The organism is Mesorhizobium sp. C264A (genome assembly GCF_040324515.1).
GTDB lineage: Bacteria > Pseudomonadota > Alphaproteobacteria > Rhizobiales > Rhizobiaceae > Mesorhizobium.
Window position 1 is genome coordinate 3,660,128 of record NZ_JAMYVY010000001.1, and the last position, 15,848, is coordinate 3,675,975.

Below are 15,848 nucleotides of genomic sequence, written 5' to 3' on the forward strand. Positions count from 1 at the left end.
ATCCCCTTTTCCCCTCCAAATTCATATCCGCAATCGGCGGCGAGGCGAAGCTATTTCAGGCTTGAAATATTTTTGCGCGGGCCTAGCGTGTCGGTCTCCCGCCACGAGTTCCCATGATGATCAAAACGCATCCCCTGCACGGCTCGAACAAACTGAAGCTCGGCGTCTTTTCGACCAATGCCGATGGCGGTCTGGCCATCACCGATGTGCCGGAACGCTGGACGGCAAGCTGGCAGGACAATCTGACGGCGGCGCAGATCGCCGACCGCGCCGGGCTGGAATTTATGCTGCCGATCGCGCGCTGGCGTGGCTTTGGCGGCCGCAACAAGGTGCGCGAATGGTCGTTCGAGACCTTCACCTGGGCAGCAGCTCTGGCGGTGGCCACCGAGCAGATCGGCCTGTTCATGACCGTGCATGTGCCGCTGGTGCATCCGCTCTATGCCGCCAAGGCGCTGGCAACTGTCGACCATATCAGCCAGGGCCGCGCCGGCCTGAACATCGTCTGCGGCTGGAACCCGAAGGAATTCGGCATGTTCGGCACGCCTTTGGTCGAGAAGGGCTACGACCAGGCCGCCGAATGGATCGAAATCCTGGAAAAGCTCTACGCCTCGGACCAGCCTCTGGACTATGAAGGCACCTACTATCGCCTCAAGGAGGCGGTGAGCCGGCCGGCGAGCCTGCAGGTTCCACGCCCGGTGACCATGAACGCTGCTTTCGGTGGCCCGGGCCGGGATTTCGCCGCCGCCCGATGCGATTATCTGTTCACGACCTTTTCGGAAATGAGCGATGCCGGCAAGCATGTCGCCGACATCAGCGAGCGGGCCGACAAGGTTGGCCGCAACGTCGGCGTCTACACGGTGGCGCATGTCGTCTGCCGTCCAACCATGGAAGAGGCGCAGGCCTACTACACGCGCTATGCCGTCGATCTGGTCGACCACGATGCGGTCGATGCTCATATGGCAGGCAAGAAGGAGTTCTCGCAGTCGCATGACCCGCATGCCTATGACCGCTACCGGCAGCGTTTCGCCGGCGGCGCCGGCACCTACCCGCTGGTTGGAACGCCGGAAACGATTGCCGCCGAGATGGCGGCAATAGCCGGGCATGGCTACCAGGGCATCGCGCTGTCGTTCGTCAACTACACCCAGGAACTGCCCTATTTCTGCGACCACGTATTGCCGCTGCTGAAGCGGGCGGGGCTGCGCTGCTGACAATCCGGGAATAACGAATTCGTTAATCCGGAATGACGGCGGTTGCCTGAATTTCGATCTTGGCGCGATCTTCCACCAGCGCCACCACCTGCATGGCGGCCATCGCTGGGAAATGCCGGCCGATCACCTCGCGATAGGCCTCGCCTATACCCTTGAGATTGCCGAGATATTCGGCCTTGTCGGTGAAATACCAGGTCATCGTGGTGATGTGCCGTGGCTCCGCGCCGGCTTCCGCCAGCACGGCGACGATGTTTTGCAGCGTCTGCCGCACCTGGCCGGCGAAATCGTCGGTCTCGAACTGGCACTGCCCGTTCCAGCCGACCTGTCCGCCCACGAAGACGAGCCTGCCGCGCGCGGCAATGCCGTTGGCGTAGCCGACCGGTTTCGCCCAGCCCTCCGGCTGCAGGATCTCGTGCATTTTCAAGCCTCCCCGGTATTCTTAAAGATCAATCTCAAATCAAATACATCGCCGTCAGGCCGCACCCATCACCTGCCGTGCGATCACCACCTTCTGCACATCGGATGCGCCCTCGTAGATGCGTAGCGCGCGGATCTCGCGATAGAGGCTCTCGACGATATGGCCCTTGCGGACGCCGTCCCCCCCATGCAGCTGCACAGCCTTGTCGATCACCTCTTGCGCCTTGTCGGTGGCGAACAGCTTGGCCATCGCCGCCTCGCGGGTGACACGAGCCGCGCCCATGTCCTTGGTCCAGGCAGCGCGGTAGACCAGCAGCGCTGCGGCATCGATGTCCAGCGCCATGTCGGCGATATGGCCTTGCACCATCTGCAGCTCTGCCATCGGAGCGCCGAAAAGTTTGCGCTCGGCCACCCTGCTGATGCTTTCGTCCAGCGCCCGGCGGGCAAAGCCGAGTGCCGCCGCGCCGACCGTCGAGCGGAACACGTCAAGCACCGACATGGCGATGCGGAAGCCGTCTCCCGGTTTGCCGATCAGCGCCGAAGCCGGCACCCGCACCTGATCGAAGGAAAGCCGCGCCAGCGGATGCGGAGCGATCACCTCAAGGCGCTCGGCGATGCCAAGCCCCTTGGCGTCGGCGGGTACGAGAAAGGCGGAAAGTCCCTTGGCGCCCGGCGCCTCGCCGGTGCGGGCAAAGACGACGTAGAGATCGGCGATGCCGCCATTGGAAATCCAGGTCTTCTCGCCGCTGAGGATATAGAAGTCGCCATCGCGGATCGCCGTCATTTCGGTGTTGGCGACATCCGACCCGGAGCGTGGCTCCGAAAGCGCGAAGGCCGAGATCGCCTTGCCGGCCGTGGTCTTTGCCAGCCATTGCTGCTGGTCAGGCGTGCCGAACAGGCTGAGCGCGCCGGTGCCGAGCCCCTGCATGGCGAAGGCAAAGTCGGCCAACCCGTCATGGCGCGCTAGCGTCTCGCGCATGATGCACAAAGTGCGGACATCGAGCGGTCCCGGATTGTCCGTATCAAGCGCCGTCGGCTTCAACCAGCCGTCGCGGCCAAGCTTGGCCACCAGCTCGCGGCAGGCGGCATCGACGTCATGGTGATCGACCGGCAGGTTCCTGGCGCACCATGCTTCCAGCCTTTCGGCCAATTCGCGGTGGCGATCTTCAAAGAACGGCCAGTTGAGGAAACTCCTGTCAGCCATCAATTGCCCTCGAACACCGGTTTTTTCTTGGCGACGAAGGCCTTGTAGGCGCGCTCGAAGTCACGCGTCTGCATGCAGATCGCCTGCGCCTGCGCTTCTGCTTCGATCGCCTGGTCGAGCCCCATCGACCACTCCTGGTTGAGCTGTGTCTTGGTGATGCCGTGCGCGAAGGTCGGGCCCGAGACGATGCGCGCCGCCATCTCGAGCGCGTCGGCCTCGAGCACTGCGGCATCGACAAGCCTGTTGTAGAAGCCCCAGCGCTCGCCTTCCGCTGCCGTCATCGTGCGGCCGGTGTAGAGCAATTCGGCGGCACGGCCCTGGCCGATGATGCGCGGCAGGATCGCGCACGCGCCCATATCGCAACCGGCAAGCCCGACGCGGGTGAACAGGAAAGCGGTCTTGGCCTCCGGCGTGGCGATGCGGATGTCGGCGCTCATGGCGATGATGGCGCCGGCGCCGACCGCGACACCGTCGACCGCCGCGATGATCGGCTTGCCGCAATTGAGCATCGCCTTGACGAAATCGCCGGTCATGCGGGTGAAGGCAAGCAACTCCTTCATGTCCATCTTGACCAATGGGCCGATAATGTCGTGGACATCGCCGCCCGAGCAGAAATTGCCGCCATTGGACAGAAACACCACGGCGTCGACGTCGTCGGCATAGACGAGGTCGCGGAATGTGTCGCGCAGTTCGGCATAGCTGTCGAAGGTCAGTGGATTCTTGCGCTCCGGCCGGTCTAACCGCACCCTGGCGATCCTGCCTTCGACCTCCCACAGGAAGTGCTTCGGCTTGAGGCCGGCCATCGAACTCATTCGCGTCCCTCCCAGTTGCTGCGGAACGAGGTCAGCATGCCGGTCAGCCGGCGCGCATCCTCCTCGCTGACCTTGCCCAGCAATTCGCCGATCCAACCCTCATGCGCCGCGGCCATTGTGGCAAAGGATCTGGAACCCTCATCGGTCAGTCGCACCATGGATGTGCGGCGATCGCCATTGCGGCGCGCGCGCGCGACCAGGCCTTCCGAAACCAGCCGGTCGACAATGCCGGTGACATTGCCGTTGGAGACCAGCAGGAAGCGCGACAGATCGCTCATCAGCATGCCTTCCGGCGCGCGGTAGAGGGCGGCCATGACGTCGAAACGCGGCAGTGTCGTATCGAATTCTTTCTTCAGCCGCTCGCGCAGTTCCGCCTCAATCGTGCGCGAGGCGCGCAGCAGCCTGATCCAGAGACGCAGCCGGTCCTTGCCGGGTCCCGACGGCGCGGGCAATGGGCCGGCTACCATGTTTCGCCTCCTGAGATCGAAATCGCTTGTCCGGTAATCGACGCAGCCGCATCGCCGCACAGCCAGAGCACCGTCGCGGCAACTTCCTGCGGCTGGATGAAACGGCCTTGCGGGTTGGTCGAGGCAAGGCTCGCCCGCGCCTGCTCGACTGAGCGGCCGGTCTTTTCGACGACGCGCTGAATGGAGTCCGCCAGCATGTCGGTCTCTACGAAGCCCGGGCAAACGGCGTTGACGGTCACGCCGGATTTCGCCGTCTCGGCCGCCAGTGCCCGCATCAGCCCGACCACCCCATGCTTGGCCGCCACGTAGGGCGCGACATAGGCGTAGCCTTTCAGCCCTGCGGTCGAGGCGACGAAGACGATCCGGCCCGCCTTGCGCGCGGCCATGCCGGCCAGCGCCGGCTTCACCGTCAGGAAGGCGCCGGTCAGATTGACGTCGAGCGTCCGCTGCCAGTCGGCAAGCGAGGTCCTGTGCGCCGGCGTGCTGCCGGCCATGCCGGCATTGGCGACGACGATGTCGAACGGGCCGCGCACGGCTTCCGCTTGCGCGTAGAGCGAAATCATCGCCGCCTCGTCGGTGACATCGGCTGACATGGCGTGGATGCGGTCGTTCTCGCCGGCCAACTTGGCAAGCTCGGCGTCGCGCCTCCCGCATATGGTCACCTCTATGCCGGCCTCGGCCAGCACGAGCGCGATGGCCCGGCCGACGCCGGAGCCGCCGCCAGTGACCAGCGCATGTTTGCCTGAAATCGCCAAGGCCGTCGTCATACTTTCAGCCCCGCCGCCGCATCGCGCTCGGCCAGCCGGTAGATCTGGTCGCGTCCGGGCAGATAGGGATCCGGCCATTTGACGCCACGGTCGCCGAGCGTCACTGCCGCATGCAGCGTCCAGTAGGGATCGGCGAGATGCGGCCGTGCCAGTGCCACCAGGTCGGCGCGGCCAGCCATCAGGATCGAATTGACATGGTCAGGCTCGTAGATGTTGCCAACCGCCATCGTCGCCATGCCGACCTCGTTGCGGATACGGTCCGAGAACGGCGTCTGGAACATGCGGCCATAGACAGGCTTGGCGGCAATCGAGGTTTGGCCCGCCGAGACGTCGCATATGTCGACGCCTTCCAAATGCAGCATCCGCGCGATCTCCACCGCATCGGCCGGCGTCACACCCTCGATGCCGACCCAGTCATTGGCCGAAATGCGCACCGAGATCGGCTTTCGCGCCGGCCAGGCGGCACGCACCGCATGGAAGATTTCCAGGGGATAGCGCATGCGATTTTCCAGCGAACCGCCATACTCATCCGTGCGCCGGTTGGTGACCGGCGTGATGAAGGACGACAGCAGATAGCCGTGCGCGGCATGGATCTCCAGCATGTCGAAGCCGCAGCGATCGGCCATCTGGGTGGCGGTCACGAACTCGTCGCGCACCTTGTCCATGTCAGCACGGTCCATGGCTTTCGGCACCTGATTCTCAGGTGACCATGCAATCGCCGAGGCCGCCATGACCGGCCAATTGCCCGAGGCGAGCGGCACGTCGGTGCCCTCCCAGCCGACACGGGTCGAGCCCTTGGCCCCGGAATGGCCAATCTGCGCGCAGATTTTCGCCTCGGTCTCGGCGTGGACGAAATCGACAAGCCGCTTCCACGCCACCTCATGTTCGGACGCATAGAAGCCGGGACAGCCGGGCGTGATGCGTCCTTCCGGGCTGACGCAGGTCATCTCGATATAGACAAGCCCGGCGCCGCCCTTCGCACGCTCGGCATAGTGGGCGAAATGCCAGTCGGTCGGGCAGCCATCGACGGCCTTGTACTGCGCCATCGGCGAAACGACGACCCGGTTGTTGAGCTGCATGTCGCGCAGCTTGAACGGCGCGAACATCGGCGCCCGGCGCTGCCTGTTGCCGCCTGCCCCCGCCTGGCGCTGGAACCATTCCTCGGCGCTCTCAAGCCATTTGGCATCGCGCAGCCGCAAATTCTCGTGGCTGATGCGTTGCGAGCGGGTCAGCAGCGAATAATTGAACTGCACCGGATCGAGGCCGAGATAGCGCTCGACCTCCTCGAACCACTCCAGCGAATTGCGCGCCGCCGACTGCAGCTTCAGCACCTCGGTGCGGCGCGCATCCTCATACTTGCGGAAGGCGGCGTCGAGGTCCGGTTCGGTTTTGACATATTCGGCCAGCGCCACCGCGCTTTCCAATGCGAGCTTGGTCCCGGAGCCGATCGAGAAATGTGCCGAGGCCGCCGCGTCGCCCATCAGAGCCAGGTTCTTGTAGGACCAGCGTTCGCACAGCACGCGCGGGAAATTGATCCAGGCCGAACCTCTGATGTGATTGGCATTGGTCATCAGCGCGTGGGCGCCGAGATGTTTCTCAAAGATGCGCTCGCAGACGGCGATGGATTCCTGCTGCGACATGGCGCCGAAGCCGAAGGCAGCCCAGGTCTGTTCGCTGCACTCGACAATGAAGGTCGCTGTCTCGCTGTCGAATTGATAGGCGTGCGCCCACACCCAGCCATGCTCGGTCTTCTCGAAGATGAAGGTGAAGGCGTCGTCGAATTTCTGGTTGGTGCCGAGCCAGACGAATTTGCATTTGCGGGTGTCGATGTCGGGCTTGAAGACTTCGACGAAGGTGTTGCGCGCCCTTGAGTTCAGCCCATCGGCGGCGACGACCAGATCATGCGTCTCCATATAGGGCTGAGGGTCGGCGATATCGCTCTCGAACATCAGCCTCACGCCAAGTTCGCGCGCGCGTCGCTGCAGCAGGACCAGAAGCCGCTTGCGGCCGATGCCACAGAAACCGTGGCCCGACGAGACCGTGCGCACGCCGTCATGGATGACGGCGATGTCGTCCCAATAGGCGAAATGCTTCTTGATCCAGACAGCGCTGACCGGGTCGTTTTTGGCAAGGTTGTCGAGTGTTTCGGCCGACAGCACGACGCCCCAGCCGAACGTATCGTCGGCGCGATTGCGCTCGAACACCGTGATCTCGTGGGCGGCGTCCCGCAGCTTCATTGAAATGGCAAAGTAGAGGCCGGCTGGTCCGCCACCGAGAACCGCAACCTTCATCCGTGCGATCTCCTCTTCGCTTGCTGCATATCAAGTATCGCGCCGGAGATAAAATATTTCAAGCTTAAAGTTTCATGTTGGAACGATTGCTGGAAACGGGTGGCGCGCCTGCGGGCTGGCCCCGCAAGCGCGCTCTGGAAATCACTTGTCCGGGTTCTTCGGGCTCCACAGCACAGTCTCGGCACCCTTCTCATAGGCCATCCCATCGGGATAGCTGATCGCCTCCAGTTGCAATCCCCATGGCGCCTGGAAATAGAGAATGGTCTGGCCGGCCGCCGGACCTTCCTTGACCGGCAGCGGACCCATCCGCGTCTTCACCCCCTTGCCGTCGAGATAGGCTTTCGCCGCGGCGACATCATCGACATACATGGCAATGTGGAAGCCGCCGATATCGCTGTTCTTCGGAGTCAAATCCTTCTGGTCAGGCGCGGTGTACTTGAACAGCTCGATGTTCGATCCATAACCGCAACGCACCATGGTGACCTGCTCGATGACAGCCTTCGGATCGACGCCCAGAAGATCCTGCATGAAGGTGCCCTTGTCATCGGCGAACGGACCGAACGACATCGCCTTCTTGCAGCCGACGACTTCGGTGAAGAAGTCGACTGCCTGCTTCATGTCGGGCACCGTGATGCCGGTGTGGTCGTGGCCGCGCATGCCGGGGATCGCATCGGCCGAAGCCGTTCCCATCGAGCAGAACAGGATCGCGGCAAGCATCGTGCCGCGGGCTGCGTAGTTCATATTACCCTCCGTTCGCGGGCTGATTTTGCCCTCATGCACGTCCGAAGCCGCTGTTCGGCGTGGTGGGTGAACAGTCCTATGCCGGCGCTTTCGTTGCTGGCCGCAACCAGTCCGCGTCGATCTCAGGCAGTGGGATGGCGGCAAGCAGGTCGCGCGTGTAGGTCTCCCTGGGATTGTCGAACAGCGCATCGGTGGCGCTCGCCTCGACGATCCTGCCCTCGCGCATGACGATCACTTGTTGGCACAGCCGCCGGATGACCGACAGGTCGTGGCTGATGAAGGCGACCGTCAGCCCCATCTCCGCGGCCAGTCTCTCCAAAAGGGTGAGGATCTGCGCCTGCGTCGATACGTCGAGGCCGGAGACGATCTCGTCGGCCAGCACGAATTTCGGCGAAAGCGCCAACGCGCGCGCAATTCCGACGCGCTGGCGCTGCCCGCCCGACAGTTCATGACGATAGCGACTAGCGAAGCTTTGCGGCAGGCCGACGCGATGCAATGCCTCGGCGACGCGTTCCCTAAGCCTGTCGCCAAGCCCATTCTGCTTGAGCGGCGCGGCAATGATGCCGGCGATGGTGCGACGCGGGTTGAGCGACGACATCGGGTCCTGGAAGATCATCTGCAGGTCGCGGCGCAGAGGTCGCAGCTCCGCATCCGGCAGATGGGCGATATCGCGGCCCTCGAAATGGATGCTGCCGACGCTCGGCTCCAGAAGTCTGACAAGCGTGCGGCCGAGCGTCGATTTTCCGGACCCGGATTCACCGACGATGCCGGTCACCGAACCTCTCGGCAGATCGAAGTCCAGGCCTTTCAAAATCTCGGCCAGCGGCGCGCGGCCGATCAGCGGCTTGCGGGTCATGTCGGGCAGCGCCACCTTCAGCCCGCGCACGGAAAACAGCGGCTCAACCATGCGGCCGCCTCCACGCCTGGTCTGCCGCGCCGATCTCGGCGGCAAGCCCGGCCAGCACGGTCTCGTCCACCGGCTTCAGCGAGGCCAAGGGATGGGTGTAGCGTGGCGTGGCGGCTATCAATGCCCGCGTATAGGGATGCTCAGGCGCGGCGAAGAGAGCGGCTGTATCAGCCTCTTCCACCACCTTGCCGGCGTAGAGCACAGACACTTGCTGGCTGATCTTTGCAACGACGCCGAGATCGTGGGTGACGAACAGGATCGCGGTGCCATGCTCGCGTTGCAACTCGGCGATCAGGCGCAGGATCTGCTTTTGCACGGTCACGTCGAGCGCGGTTGTTGGCTCGTCGGCAACGATCAGCCGTGGCTCGGCGGCGAAGGCGGCGGCGATCAGCACACGCTGGCGCATGCCGCCGGACAGCTCGTGCGGATAGCATTTCAGCACCCGGTCGGGATCGCGGATCTGCACCTCATCCAACAATTGCCGGATACGCTTGTCCGCCTTGTCACCGTTCCAGCCGAGAATGCGCACCAGCCGGTCAGTCATCTGCGGACCGATGCGGCGCGACGGGTTGAGCGCAGTCAACGGATCTTGCGGGATCAGCGCCGTGCGAGCGCCGATCAGCGTGCGCCTTGCCTTGGGCTGCAGCCTGCCGAGGTCTTCGCCTTCGAGCTGCATGGCGCCTTCGACGATGCGCACGCTTGACGGCAGCACACCGAGCACCGCCTTGCCGATCATCGTCTTGCCGGCGCCGCTCTCGCCAACAAGGGCACGCACCTCACCCGGCTGCACGGAGAGCGACACCGACCGCAGCACGCGCTGGCCGTTCGGCAGCACGGCGCTCAGATTGGCAATATCCAGGCAAGCGCTCATCGCAGCACCGGATCGAAGCGTGTCTTCAGCGCCTCACCGAACTGGCTGAACGACAGCACGGTGAGGATCAGCGTGACAAGCGGAAACACCAGCACCCACCAGGCCTGATGGATCGACAGCCGGCCCTCGGCGATGATGCCGCCCCAGGTCGGATCGTCGGTCGAGATCGACAGATTGACGAAGGACAGGATGGCCTCGACGATGACGGCGATGCCCATCTCCAGCGACAGCAGTGCCACGATCGACGGCACCACATTGGGCAGCACCTCGCGCAGCATGATGCCGATGCGGCCATAACCGGCGATGCGGGCGTTCTCGACATAGTCCATGCGCGACTGGCCCATCGCTTCGGCGCGGATCACCCGGCAAAAGCGCGTCCAGTCGATTACGACGATGGCGAGGATGACGGAACTGAGGCCGGTGCCGAGCACCGCGACCAGCAGGATGGCGAACAGCACCGGCGGGAATGCCATCCAGACGTCGACGATGCGTGAAATGATGCGGTCGGCCCAGCCGCCGAAATAGCCGGCGACCAGTCCGAGCGTCGAGCCGACAAGGCAGGCGGCGATCGCCGCCGCGAAAGCGACGATGAAGGCGATACGGCCGCCGAAGATCAGCCGGGAGAGGAGATCGCGGCCGAGGCTGTCGGTGCCCAGCCAATAGCCGGATTCCGCACCACTCATCCAGAATGGCGGCAGCCGTTCCAGCATCAGGTCTTGCGCCAGCGGGTCCTGCGGTGCGACCAGCGGCGCGAAGATCGCGGCCAGCAGCGCCAGCAGCAGCCAGCCGCCGGCCAGCCACAGCCTCGGGCCCAGTCCGCGCCAGGCGATGCGTGCCTCATCCATGGCGCAGCCTCGGATTGAGCAGCGCGTACATCATGTCGACGCCAAGATTGATCAGCACGAACAGCAGCGCGAACACCAGCACGATGCCTTGGATCAGCGGCAGGTCGCGGTTGATGACGGCATCGATCGCCATGTTACCGAGCCCTTCGTAGGAAAACAGCCGCTCGACGATGACCGTGCCGCCGATGAGGAAGGTGAACTGGACGCCGACGAGAGTCAGTGTCGGCAAGGCAGCGTTCTTCAGCGCCTCGCGTAAGATAACCTGCGTTTCCGAAAACCCCTTCACCCGCGCCAGCACGACATAGTCGAGGTCCAGCACTTCCTTCAGCGACTGTTTCAGCAACTGCGCGATGATTGCGGCCAGCGGCAGCGCCAGCGCCACAGCCGGCATCAGCATGTGCTTCAGGAGATCCCAGGTCAGGTCGAGGCGCAGCCGAAGCAAGCTCTCGAAGAAATAGAACTGGGTGACGAAGGGCAGGTCGAGCTGCGGCGACACGCGGCCGGAAATGTCGAAGATCGGCACCAGCACGCCAAACAAAAGGATCAGCACGAGGCCCCACAGGAAATCGGGAATGGAAAGGGCGGCACCGCTGGCGATATCGATGCCGGCTTCGACCGCCGTGCCACGTTCGCGGGCGCCGAGGATCGCCGTCGTGCCGCCGAGCCCAACCGCCATGATCAGCGCGACGATGGCGAGTTCCAGCGTTGCCGGCAAGCGGTTGAAGACGAGGCTGAGCACATCTTGCCTGAGCGAAATCGAGGTGCCGAAATCGCCCCTGACGACGCCGGACAGCCAGATGAAGAATTGCTGCACGATGGTCTTGTCGAGCCCGTAGAGTGCACGCAGCCGGTCGATGTCGGCATCTGTCGCACCGGGGGGCAGCATCATGGCGATCGGGTCACCAGGCGCGACGCGGATCACGACGAAGACGACGACAGCCACGCCGAACAGCGTGATCAGCATCGTCAGCAGACGGATCAGGAATCGTTGCAGGAGCATTCTGGTGTTGGCCCAGTGCGTTTCTAACGAAGAGCCCCCTCATTCGTCCGCTTCGCGGCCACCTTCTCCCCGAGGGGAGAAGAGGTCACGGACAGCTGAGCTGGTCTCTTCTCCCCAGCGGGGAGAAGGTGGCCCGAAGGGCCGGATGAGGGGGCCGCTCAGCGAAGGGTGGCGCCCACAAGCCGATATCAGGCCGGGGTCATCAGCGCCGGCAGCAGCGCGCCGGACACATGCTGCACCACGTTGACGCCCTTGGCATGCACGATAGGTTGCGCATACTGAATCAGCGGCAGCACATAGGCCTGCTCGGCGATATACTTGTCGACAGCCTTCCAGCCGGCGATGCGCTTGGCCTCGTCCTTCTCGCCCCAGAGCGGATTGATCATGTCGATCAGATCCTGGCTGTCCCACACCGAGTGCGGGCTCGGCCCATACATGGCAAAACCCGTCGACGTCGTCGGGTCGCCGATGGCGTTGCCCCAATTGTAGAAGGCGGCCGGCGCCAGCTTGTCGGCGGCGCGCAGTTCATAGTGCTTGGCGATCTCGTAGACCTCGATCGTCGCCTCGATGCCGACCTTACGCCACATGCCGACGATTGCCTGGATCATCTCATAATCCTTGGGCTTGAAGCCCTTGGTCGTCTGGATGGTGAACTTGACCGGTTTTTCCGGCGAATAGCCGGAAGCCGCGAGCAGCTCCTTGGCCTTTTCCGGATTGTGCTCGACCTTGATCGAGGCGTCGAAGGCCGTGTACTCCGGGGTCTCCAGCGTAGCGATCGGTTGGCCATAGCCGCGCAGCAGCCGCTTGACCAGAAGCTCCTTGTCCACAGCCATGACGGCGGCCTGGCGGACGTTCTTGTCCAGCATCGCTTCGATGTCGTTGAAGAAGATCATGCCGATGTCGGAAACGGGCTTGCACGAGCCGGCAAGCCCGTCCTTGGCGATCAGCCGGTCATACTCTTCATAGGGGACCTCCAGCGTCACCTGCGAGGAACCGGATTCGATTTCGGCAACGCGGCTCGCCGCATCAGTGACGAACTTGATCGTCACATTCTCGAAGGCCGGCTTGTCGCCCCAATAGTGCGGGTTGGCCTTCAGTCGGAGGAAAGCATTTCGCTCGAATTTTTCCACCATGTAAGGGCCGGTGCCGATCGGCGCCTTCTCGAAACCTTCGGCGCCGACCTTCTCATAATAGGCCTTCGGCAGGATGTAGCCGGTCAGGAACGACATCCATTTAAAGTAGACCGGATCGAACTGCACGACGTCGCCGGTGATCTTGTTGCCGTCGATCTTGAAATTGTTGACGTTCTTCCAGACGAACTGGATCGGATTGCCGGTCTTTTCGTCGCCCGCCCGCTGCAGCGACCAGACCACGTCCTCGGGCGTGAAGGGCGAGCCGTCATGCCAGGTCACGCCTTCGCGCACCGTCATCGTCACCTTGGTGCGATCCTCGTTCCAGCCCCATTCGGTGAGCAGGCCAGGCGCAAAGGACAGGTCCGGCTTTTGCGGAATGAACTGGTCGAACACCGACTGGTAGAGGCCCTGGATCGTCGGGTTGACGGCCGAGGGTCCGGTGGTCGGATCCCAGGACGGCAGGTTGACGTTATAGGCGATGGTCAGCTCGCCCGCTGCCGCCTTGGCGATCTCAGGCAGGCCGATCGCCGCCACCCCAAGTGCCGCGGCACTGTATCCCAGCAATTCTCGTCTGTTGATTGTCATGGTCGTTCCCCTTGTTGGTTTTGTTGTCTTTGCGCGGCACTATCAGTTTATCGATCCGGGCTTCGTGGGCAGCAGCGCCTTGCCTCTCGTCGCCTTCATGAAATCTTGCGAGCTACCTCCCGCCAAGCTGTTGCGCGAGCATGAAGCCGGAGGCCGCGCCGGTGCCGGCGCCGGGCCATGTCGCGGCGCCTATGAGATGCAGATTGCCGACCGGCGTGTTCCAGCCGGCATAACCGCGCGCCGGGCGGAACAGGAAATTCTGTGCCAGATGATGGCTGCCGCAGACCTGGTCGCCACCGACGAGATTGGGGTTCTCACGCCCGAGGTCGATTGGCGAGAACACTGCACGGCCGAGGATTTTCGGGCGCAGTCCGGGTGCGTATATCTCGATGATGTCGAGCACGCGCTCGGCGTAGGCATCCTTGACCTGATCCCAATGCGCGGGCGCGATCCTGCCTGCCGCATCGCCCAGGATTTCGGCAGGCAGCATGCGCACCTGCACCCACAGCACATGCTTGCCCTGAGGCGCGCGCGACGGATCGATCGCGGTCGGCTGGCCGACGACCAGCACCGGTTCGTCCGGCAGCATGCCCGCCATCGCCTGCTGATAGGTGCGCGACATCGCGTCGAGCGACGGCGACAGATGCACATAAGCGAACTGCCGAAGCTCCGCGCCGGCGCGCCAATCGGGCAGGTCGTCGAGCGCCAGATGGATCATCATCGTGCCCGGCGCGTGCCTGAATTTCTGCATCGCCGTGTCGAAGCCGGCGTCGCCGGAACCGTTGGGCAGCAACTTGCCGGTGAGCGCCCTGGGCGCGACGCCGGCAATCACTGCCTTGGTGGCCGTATGTGTCTCACCTGAAGCGAGTCGCACGCCCGATGCCTTGCCGCCGGCAACGGTGATCTCGGCAACTTCCGCCCCGGTGACGATCGTGCCGCCCGCCGAGGTGACCATACCTGCCAGCGCCCGGATGATCGTGTCGGCGCCGCCCTTGCCTAGCACCATGCCAAAGCTCTGGTTGGCGATCGATTCCAGATAGGGGAACACGGCGCCGCCGGCGATGTCGGGTGCGAAATCGAGATGCATGCCCCAGGTGGCAAGCGTTGCCCGCACATAAGGCGACTCGAAGGTCTCCTCCAGCCAGGCGCGAGGTGACGACAGCAAAAGCCGGCCGGTATCGAGCGCGCCTGACATGCCCTTCTTGCGCCACAGGTTCCAGGCGGTGCCGGCAAGCGCGCGGGCACTCATCGGCGATCCCAGCAGCCGGAACAGATGCTCGGCCTCAGCAGGAAAGGCGGCAACGAGCTTGCGCCACGTCGCGGCATCGGCGGCGGAGAACGCGGCCAGCCGCGTGGCAGTCCTTTCCAAGTCATTGCTGACGCCGAACCAGCGTCCGTCCGGAAAGGCGCTGGCGAAACAGTCGGCGACCGGCGCGAACTCAAGACCCTGCGCTTTCAATTCATTTGCATATTTCCGGTGGAAGGCGGAGCCGGCAAACAGGCTCAGATTCATTGCACCGAAATCGTGCCGAAACCCTGGGAGGGTGTATTCGTGGGTCTGGACGGCACCGCCGATTGCTGCGCTGCGCTCGAAAATCCCGGTTTTCCAGCCTTTCAGCGCCAGATGCGCGGCGCATGCCAGACTGTTGTGGCCCGCCCCGACAAAGATGGCGTCGAACTCGCTCACGCCCCGTTCCCATTTCCTTTATGCTTAAAGATAATTGCAGATGCATATGTTTTCGTCTAGTAGGATATTAAGGGCCGAGACGAGCCTTGATCTTCACCAGAAAGAGGGAACTTCAGACCATGGACACGCAAAAACTCCTCGGCGAAGTCGCCGGCCAGCTGCTTTCAGGCGCCATCAGGGTGGTCGACCTCTCTGCGCAACTCGGACCCGACACGCCTCTTATCAAGCTGCCGCCGGAGCTTGCCGTCGACACGCCAAAGGTCGAGATCCATAACATCTCCCGTTATGACAAGAACGGCCCGTGGTGGGCATGGAACTGGCTGAAGCTTGGGGAGCATTCGGGCACGCATTTCGATGCGCCGCAGCATTGGATCAGCGGCAAGGACTATCCGGACGGCGCCACCGACACCATTCCGGCGCAGAATTTCATTGGTCCGGTCAATGTCATCGACTGCTCGAAGGAAGCCGCCGCTGACCACGACTTCCTGCTCACCGTCGACCACATCAAGGCGTGGGAAGCCAAGCATGGCGCCATCAACGCCGGGGAGTGGGTGGTGATGCGCACCGACTGGTATAAGCGCAATGGCTCGGAAGCCGAATTCCTCAACGCCAACGAAACCGGCCCACATACGCCAGGTCCGACAGCCGAAGCCATCCAGTTCCTGATCAGCAAGGATATCAAGGGCTGGGGCTCGGAGACGATCGGCACCGATGCCGGCAAGGCAGGCGGGATGGAGCCGCCATTTCCAGCCCACACGCTGATGCACAAGGCGAACCGCTATGGCCTCGCCAGCCTCTGCAACCTCGACCAGTTGCCTCCAAAGGGCGCCATCCTGATCGCCGCACCGCTCAAGATCGAGCATGGCACCGGCAGCCCTATCCGCGCGCTGGCGCTTGTATCCAACGGCTAGGT

The 15,848-nt window shown here is 63.5% G+C and carries 15 protein-coding genes and 1 pseudogene; 2 read left to right on the forward strand and 14 right to left on the reverse strand.

Features of this window, described 5'->3' with window-relative positions:
- The first annotated feature begins 116 nt into the window (after window positions 1–116).
- Entirely contained in the window at window positions 117–1,208 is a 1,092-nt protein-coding gene (locus NKL04_RS17965; protein ID WP_352446560.1) for an LLM class flavin-dependent oxidoreductase, read from the forward strand.
- 22 nt (window positions 1,209–1,230) lie between these two features.
- Here NKL04_RS17965 and NKL04_RS17970 read toward each other — a convergent pair whose 3' ends face one another.
- The 14 genes and pseudogenes from NKL04_RS17970 to NKL04_RS18030 all read right to left on the reverse strand — a co-directional run bounded on the left by NKL04_RS17970 (window position 1,231) and on the right by NKL04_RS18030 (window position 14,935).
- The gene (locus NKL04_RS17970) at window positions 1,231–1,626 is read right to left on the reverse strand and encodes a RidA family protein (RefSeq protein WP_023682729.1); all 396 of its coding nucleotides are present in this window, start codon (window positions 1,624–1,626) and stop codon (window positions 1,231–1,233) included.
- Between the two features lie 54 nt (window positions 1,627–1,680).
- The gene (locus NKL04_RS17975; protein WP_023699858.1) at window positions 1,681–2,829 is read right to left on the reverse strand and encodes an acyl-CoA dehydrogenase family protein; all 1,149 of its coding nucleotides are present in this window, start codon (window positions 2,827–2,829) and stop codon (window positions 1,681–1,683) included.
- Window positions 2,829–3,641 carry an enoyl-CoA hydratase family protein gene (locus tag NKL04_RS17980; protein ID WP_023726255.1) on the reverse strand — a complete coding sequence of 271 codons (813 nt, stop codon included), beginning with the start codon at window positions 3,639–3,641 and terminating at the stop codon, window positions 2,829–2,831. The genes NKL04_RS17975 and NKL04_RS17980 overlap by 1 nt, the downstream gene beginning before the upstream one ends.
- On the reverse strand, window positions 3,638–4,108 hold the full coding sequence (locus NKL04_RS17985) for a MarR family winged helix-turn-helix transcriptional regulator (protein ID WP_023699860.1): 471 nt from the start codon (window positions 4,106–4,108) through the stop codon (window positions 3,638–3,640). The genes NKL04_RS17980 and NKL04_RS17985 overlap by 4 nt, the downstream gene beginning before the upstream one ends.
- Window positions 4,102–4,875 carry an SDR family NAD(P)-dependent oxidoreductase gene (locus NKL04_RS17990; RefSeq protein ID WP_023699861.1) on the reverse strand — a complete coding sequence of 258 codons (774 nt, stop codon included), beginning with the start codon at window positions 4,873–4,875 and terminating at the stop codon, window positions 4,102–4,104. The genes NKL04_RS17985 and NKL04_RS17990 overlap by 7 nt, the downstream gene beginning before the upstream one ends.
- Window positions 4,872–7,166, reverse strand: coding sequence for a bifunctional salicylyl-CoA 5-hydroxylase/oxidoreductase (locus tag NKL04_RS17995; protein ID WP_352723917.1), 2,295 nt, complete (start codon window positions 7,164–7,166; stop codon window positions 4,872–4,874). Before NKL04_RS17995 ends, NKL04_RS17990 begins: the two co-directional genes overlap by 4 nt.
- Before the next feature lie 141 nt (window positions 7,167–7,307).
- The gene (locus NKL04_RS18000; RefSeq protein ID WP_023699864.1) at window positions 7,308–7,907 is read right to left on the reverse strand and encodes a VOC family protein; all 600 of its coding nucleotides are present in this window, start codon (window positions 7,905–7,907) and stop codon (window positions 7,308–7,310) included.
- Between the two features lie 76 nt (window positions 7,908–7,983).
- Entirely contained in the window at window positions 7,984–8,814 is an 831-nt protein-coding gene (locus NKL04_RS18005) for an ATP-binding cassette domain-containing protein (RefSeq protein WP_023699865.1), read from the reverse strand.
- Complete coding sequence (locus NKL04_RS18010) at window positions 8,807–9,685, reverse strand: ABC transporter ATP-binding protein (protein ID WP_023695186.1); 879 nt, start codon at window positions 9,683–9,685, stop codon at window positions 8,807–8,809. The genes NKL04_RS18005 and NKL04_RS18010 overlap by 8 nt, the downstream gene beginning before the upstream one ends.
- Entirely contained in the window at window positions 9,682–10,530 is an 849-nt protein-coding gene (locus tag NKL04_RS18015; protein ID WP_023699866.1) for an ABC transporter permease, read from the reverse strand. Before NKL04_RS18015 ends, NKL04_RS18010 begins: the two co-directional genes overlap by 4 nt.
- The gene (locus tag NKL04_RS18020; protein ID WP_023699867.1) at window positions 10,523–11,530 is read right to left on the reverse strand and encodes an ABC transporter permease; all 1,008 of its coding nucleotides are present in this window, start codon (window positions 11,528–11,530) and stop codon (window positions 10,523–10,525) included. Before NKL04_RS18020 ends, NKL04_RS18015 begins: the two co-directional genes overlap by 8 nt.
- Window positions 11,531–11,572: 42 nt before the next feature.
- Window positions 11,573–11,685 (reverse strand): annotated as a pseudogene (locus NKL04_RS32115) (endonuclease domain-containing protein); the annotation flags it as partial.
- A 33-nt stretch (window positions 11,686–11,718) separates the two neighbouring features.
- Window positions 11,719–13,248 (reverse strand): ABC transporter substrate-binding protein, encoded by a 1,530-nt coding sequence (locus NKL04_RS18025; protein WP_023686913.1) that lies wholly within the window; start codon window positions 13,246–13,248, stop codon window positions 11,719–11,721.
- 112 nt (window positions 13,249–13,360) lie between these two features.
- A complete protein-coding gene (locus NKL04_RS18030) occupies window positions 13,361–14,935 on the reverse strand; it encodes a phytoene desaturase family protein (RefSeq protein ID WP_023699869.1) in 1,575 nt (524 codons plus the stop codon).
- Window positions 14,936–15,054: 119 nt separating this feature from the next.
- Here NKL04_RS18030 and NKL04_RS18035 point away from each other — a divergent pair, with 119 nt between their 5' ends.
- On the forward strand, window positions 15,055–15,846 hold the full coding sequence (locus tag NKL04_RS18035; protein ID WP_023708108.1) for a cyclase family protein: 792 nt from the start codon (window positions 15,055–15,057) through the stop codon (window positions 15,844–15,846).
- Window positions 15,847–15,848 lie beyond the last annotated feature (2 nt).

What these genes read in the sequence shown, in the direction of transcription:
- NKL04_RS17995 (WP_352723917.1), bottom strand. Translation starts at nt 7,166, where the DNA reads ATGAAGGTTGCGGTTCTCGGTGGCGGACCAGCCGGCCTCTACTTTGCC.
- NKL04_RS18005 (WP_023699865.1), bottom strand. Translation starts at nt 8,814, where the DNA reads ATGGTTGAGCCGCTGTTTTCCGTGCGCGGGCTGAAGGTGGCGCTGCCC.
- NKL04_RS18035 (WP_023708108.1), top strand. Translation starts at nt 15,055, where the DNA reads ATGGACACGCAAAAACTCCTCGGCGAAGTCGCCGGCCAGCTGCTTTCA.
- NKL04_RS17990 (WP_023699861.1), bottom strand. Translation starts at nt 4,875, where the DNA reads ATGACGACGGCCTTGGCGATTTCAGGCAAACATGCGCTGGTCACTGGC.
- NKL04_RS18000 (WP_023699864.1), bottom strand. Translation starts at nt 7,907, where the DNA reads ATGAACTACGCAGCCCGCGGCACGATGCTTGCCGCGATCCTGTTCTGC.
- NKL04_RS17970 (WP_023682729.1), bottom strand. Translation starts at nt 1,626, where the DNA reads ATGCACGAGATCCTGCAGCCGGAGGGCTGGGCGAAACCGGTCGGCTAC.
- NKL04_RS18010 (WP_023695186.1), bottom strand. Translation starts at nt 9,685, where the DNA reads ATGAGCGCTTGCCTGGATATTGCCAATCTGAGCGCCGTGCTGCCGAAC.
- NKL04_RS17965 (WP_352446560.1), top strand. Translation starts at nt 117, where the DNA reads ATGATCAAAACGCATCCCCTGCACGGCTCGAACAAACTGAAGCTCGGC.
- NKL04_RS17985 (WP_023699860.1), bottom strand. Translation starts at nt 4,108, where the DNA reads ATGGTAGCCGGCCCATTGCCCGCGCCGTCGGGACCCGGCAAGGACCGG.
- NKL04_RS17980 (WP_023726255.1), bottom strand. Translation starts at nt 3,641, where the DNA reads ATGAGTTCGATGGCCGGCCTCAAGCCGAAGCACTTCCTGTGGGAGGTC.
- NKL04_RS17975 (WP_023699858.1), bottom strand. Translation starts at nt 2,829, where the DNA reads ATGGCTGACAGGAGTTTCCTCAACTGGCCGTTCTTTGAAGATCGCCAC.
- NKL04_RS18020 (WP_023699867.1), bottom strand. Translation starts at nt 11,530, where the DNA reads ATGCTCCTGCAACGATTCCTGATCCGTCTGCTGACGATGCTGATCACG.
- NKL04_RS18015 (WP_023699866.1), bottom strand. Translation starts at nt 10,530, where the DNA reads ATGGATGAGGCACGCATCGCCTGGCGCGGACTGGGCCCGAGGCTGTGG.
- NKL04_RS18025 (WP_023686913.1), bottom strand. Translation starts at nt 13,248, where the DNA reads ATGACAATCAACAGACGAGAATTGCTGGGATACAGTGCCGCGGCACTT.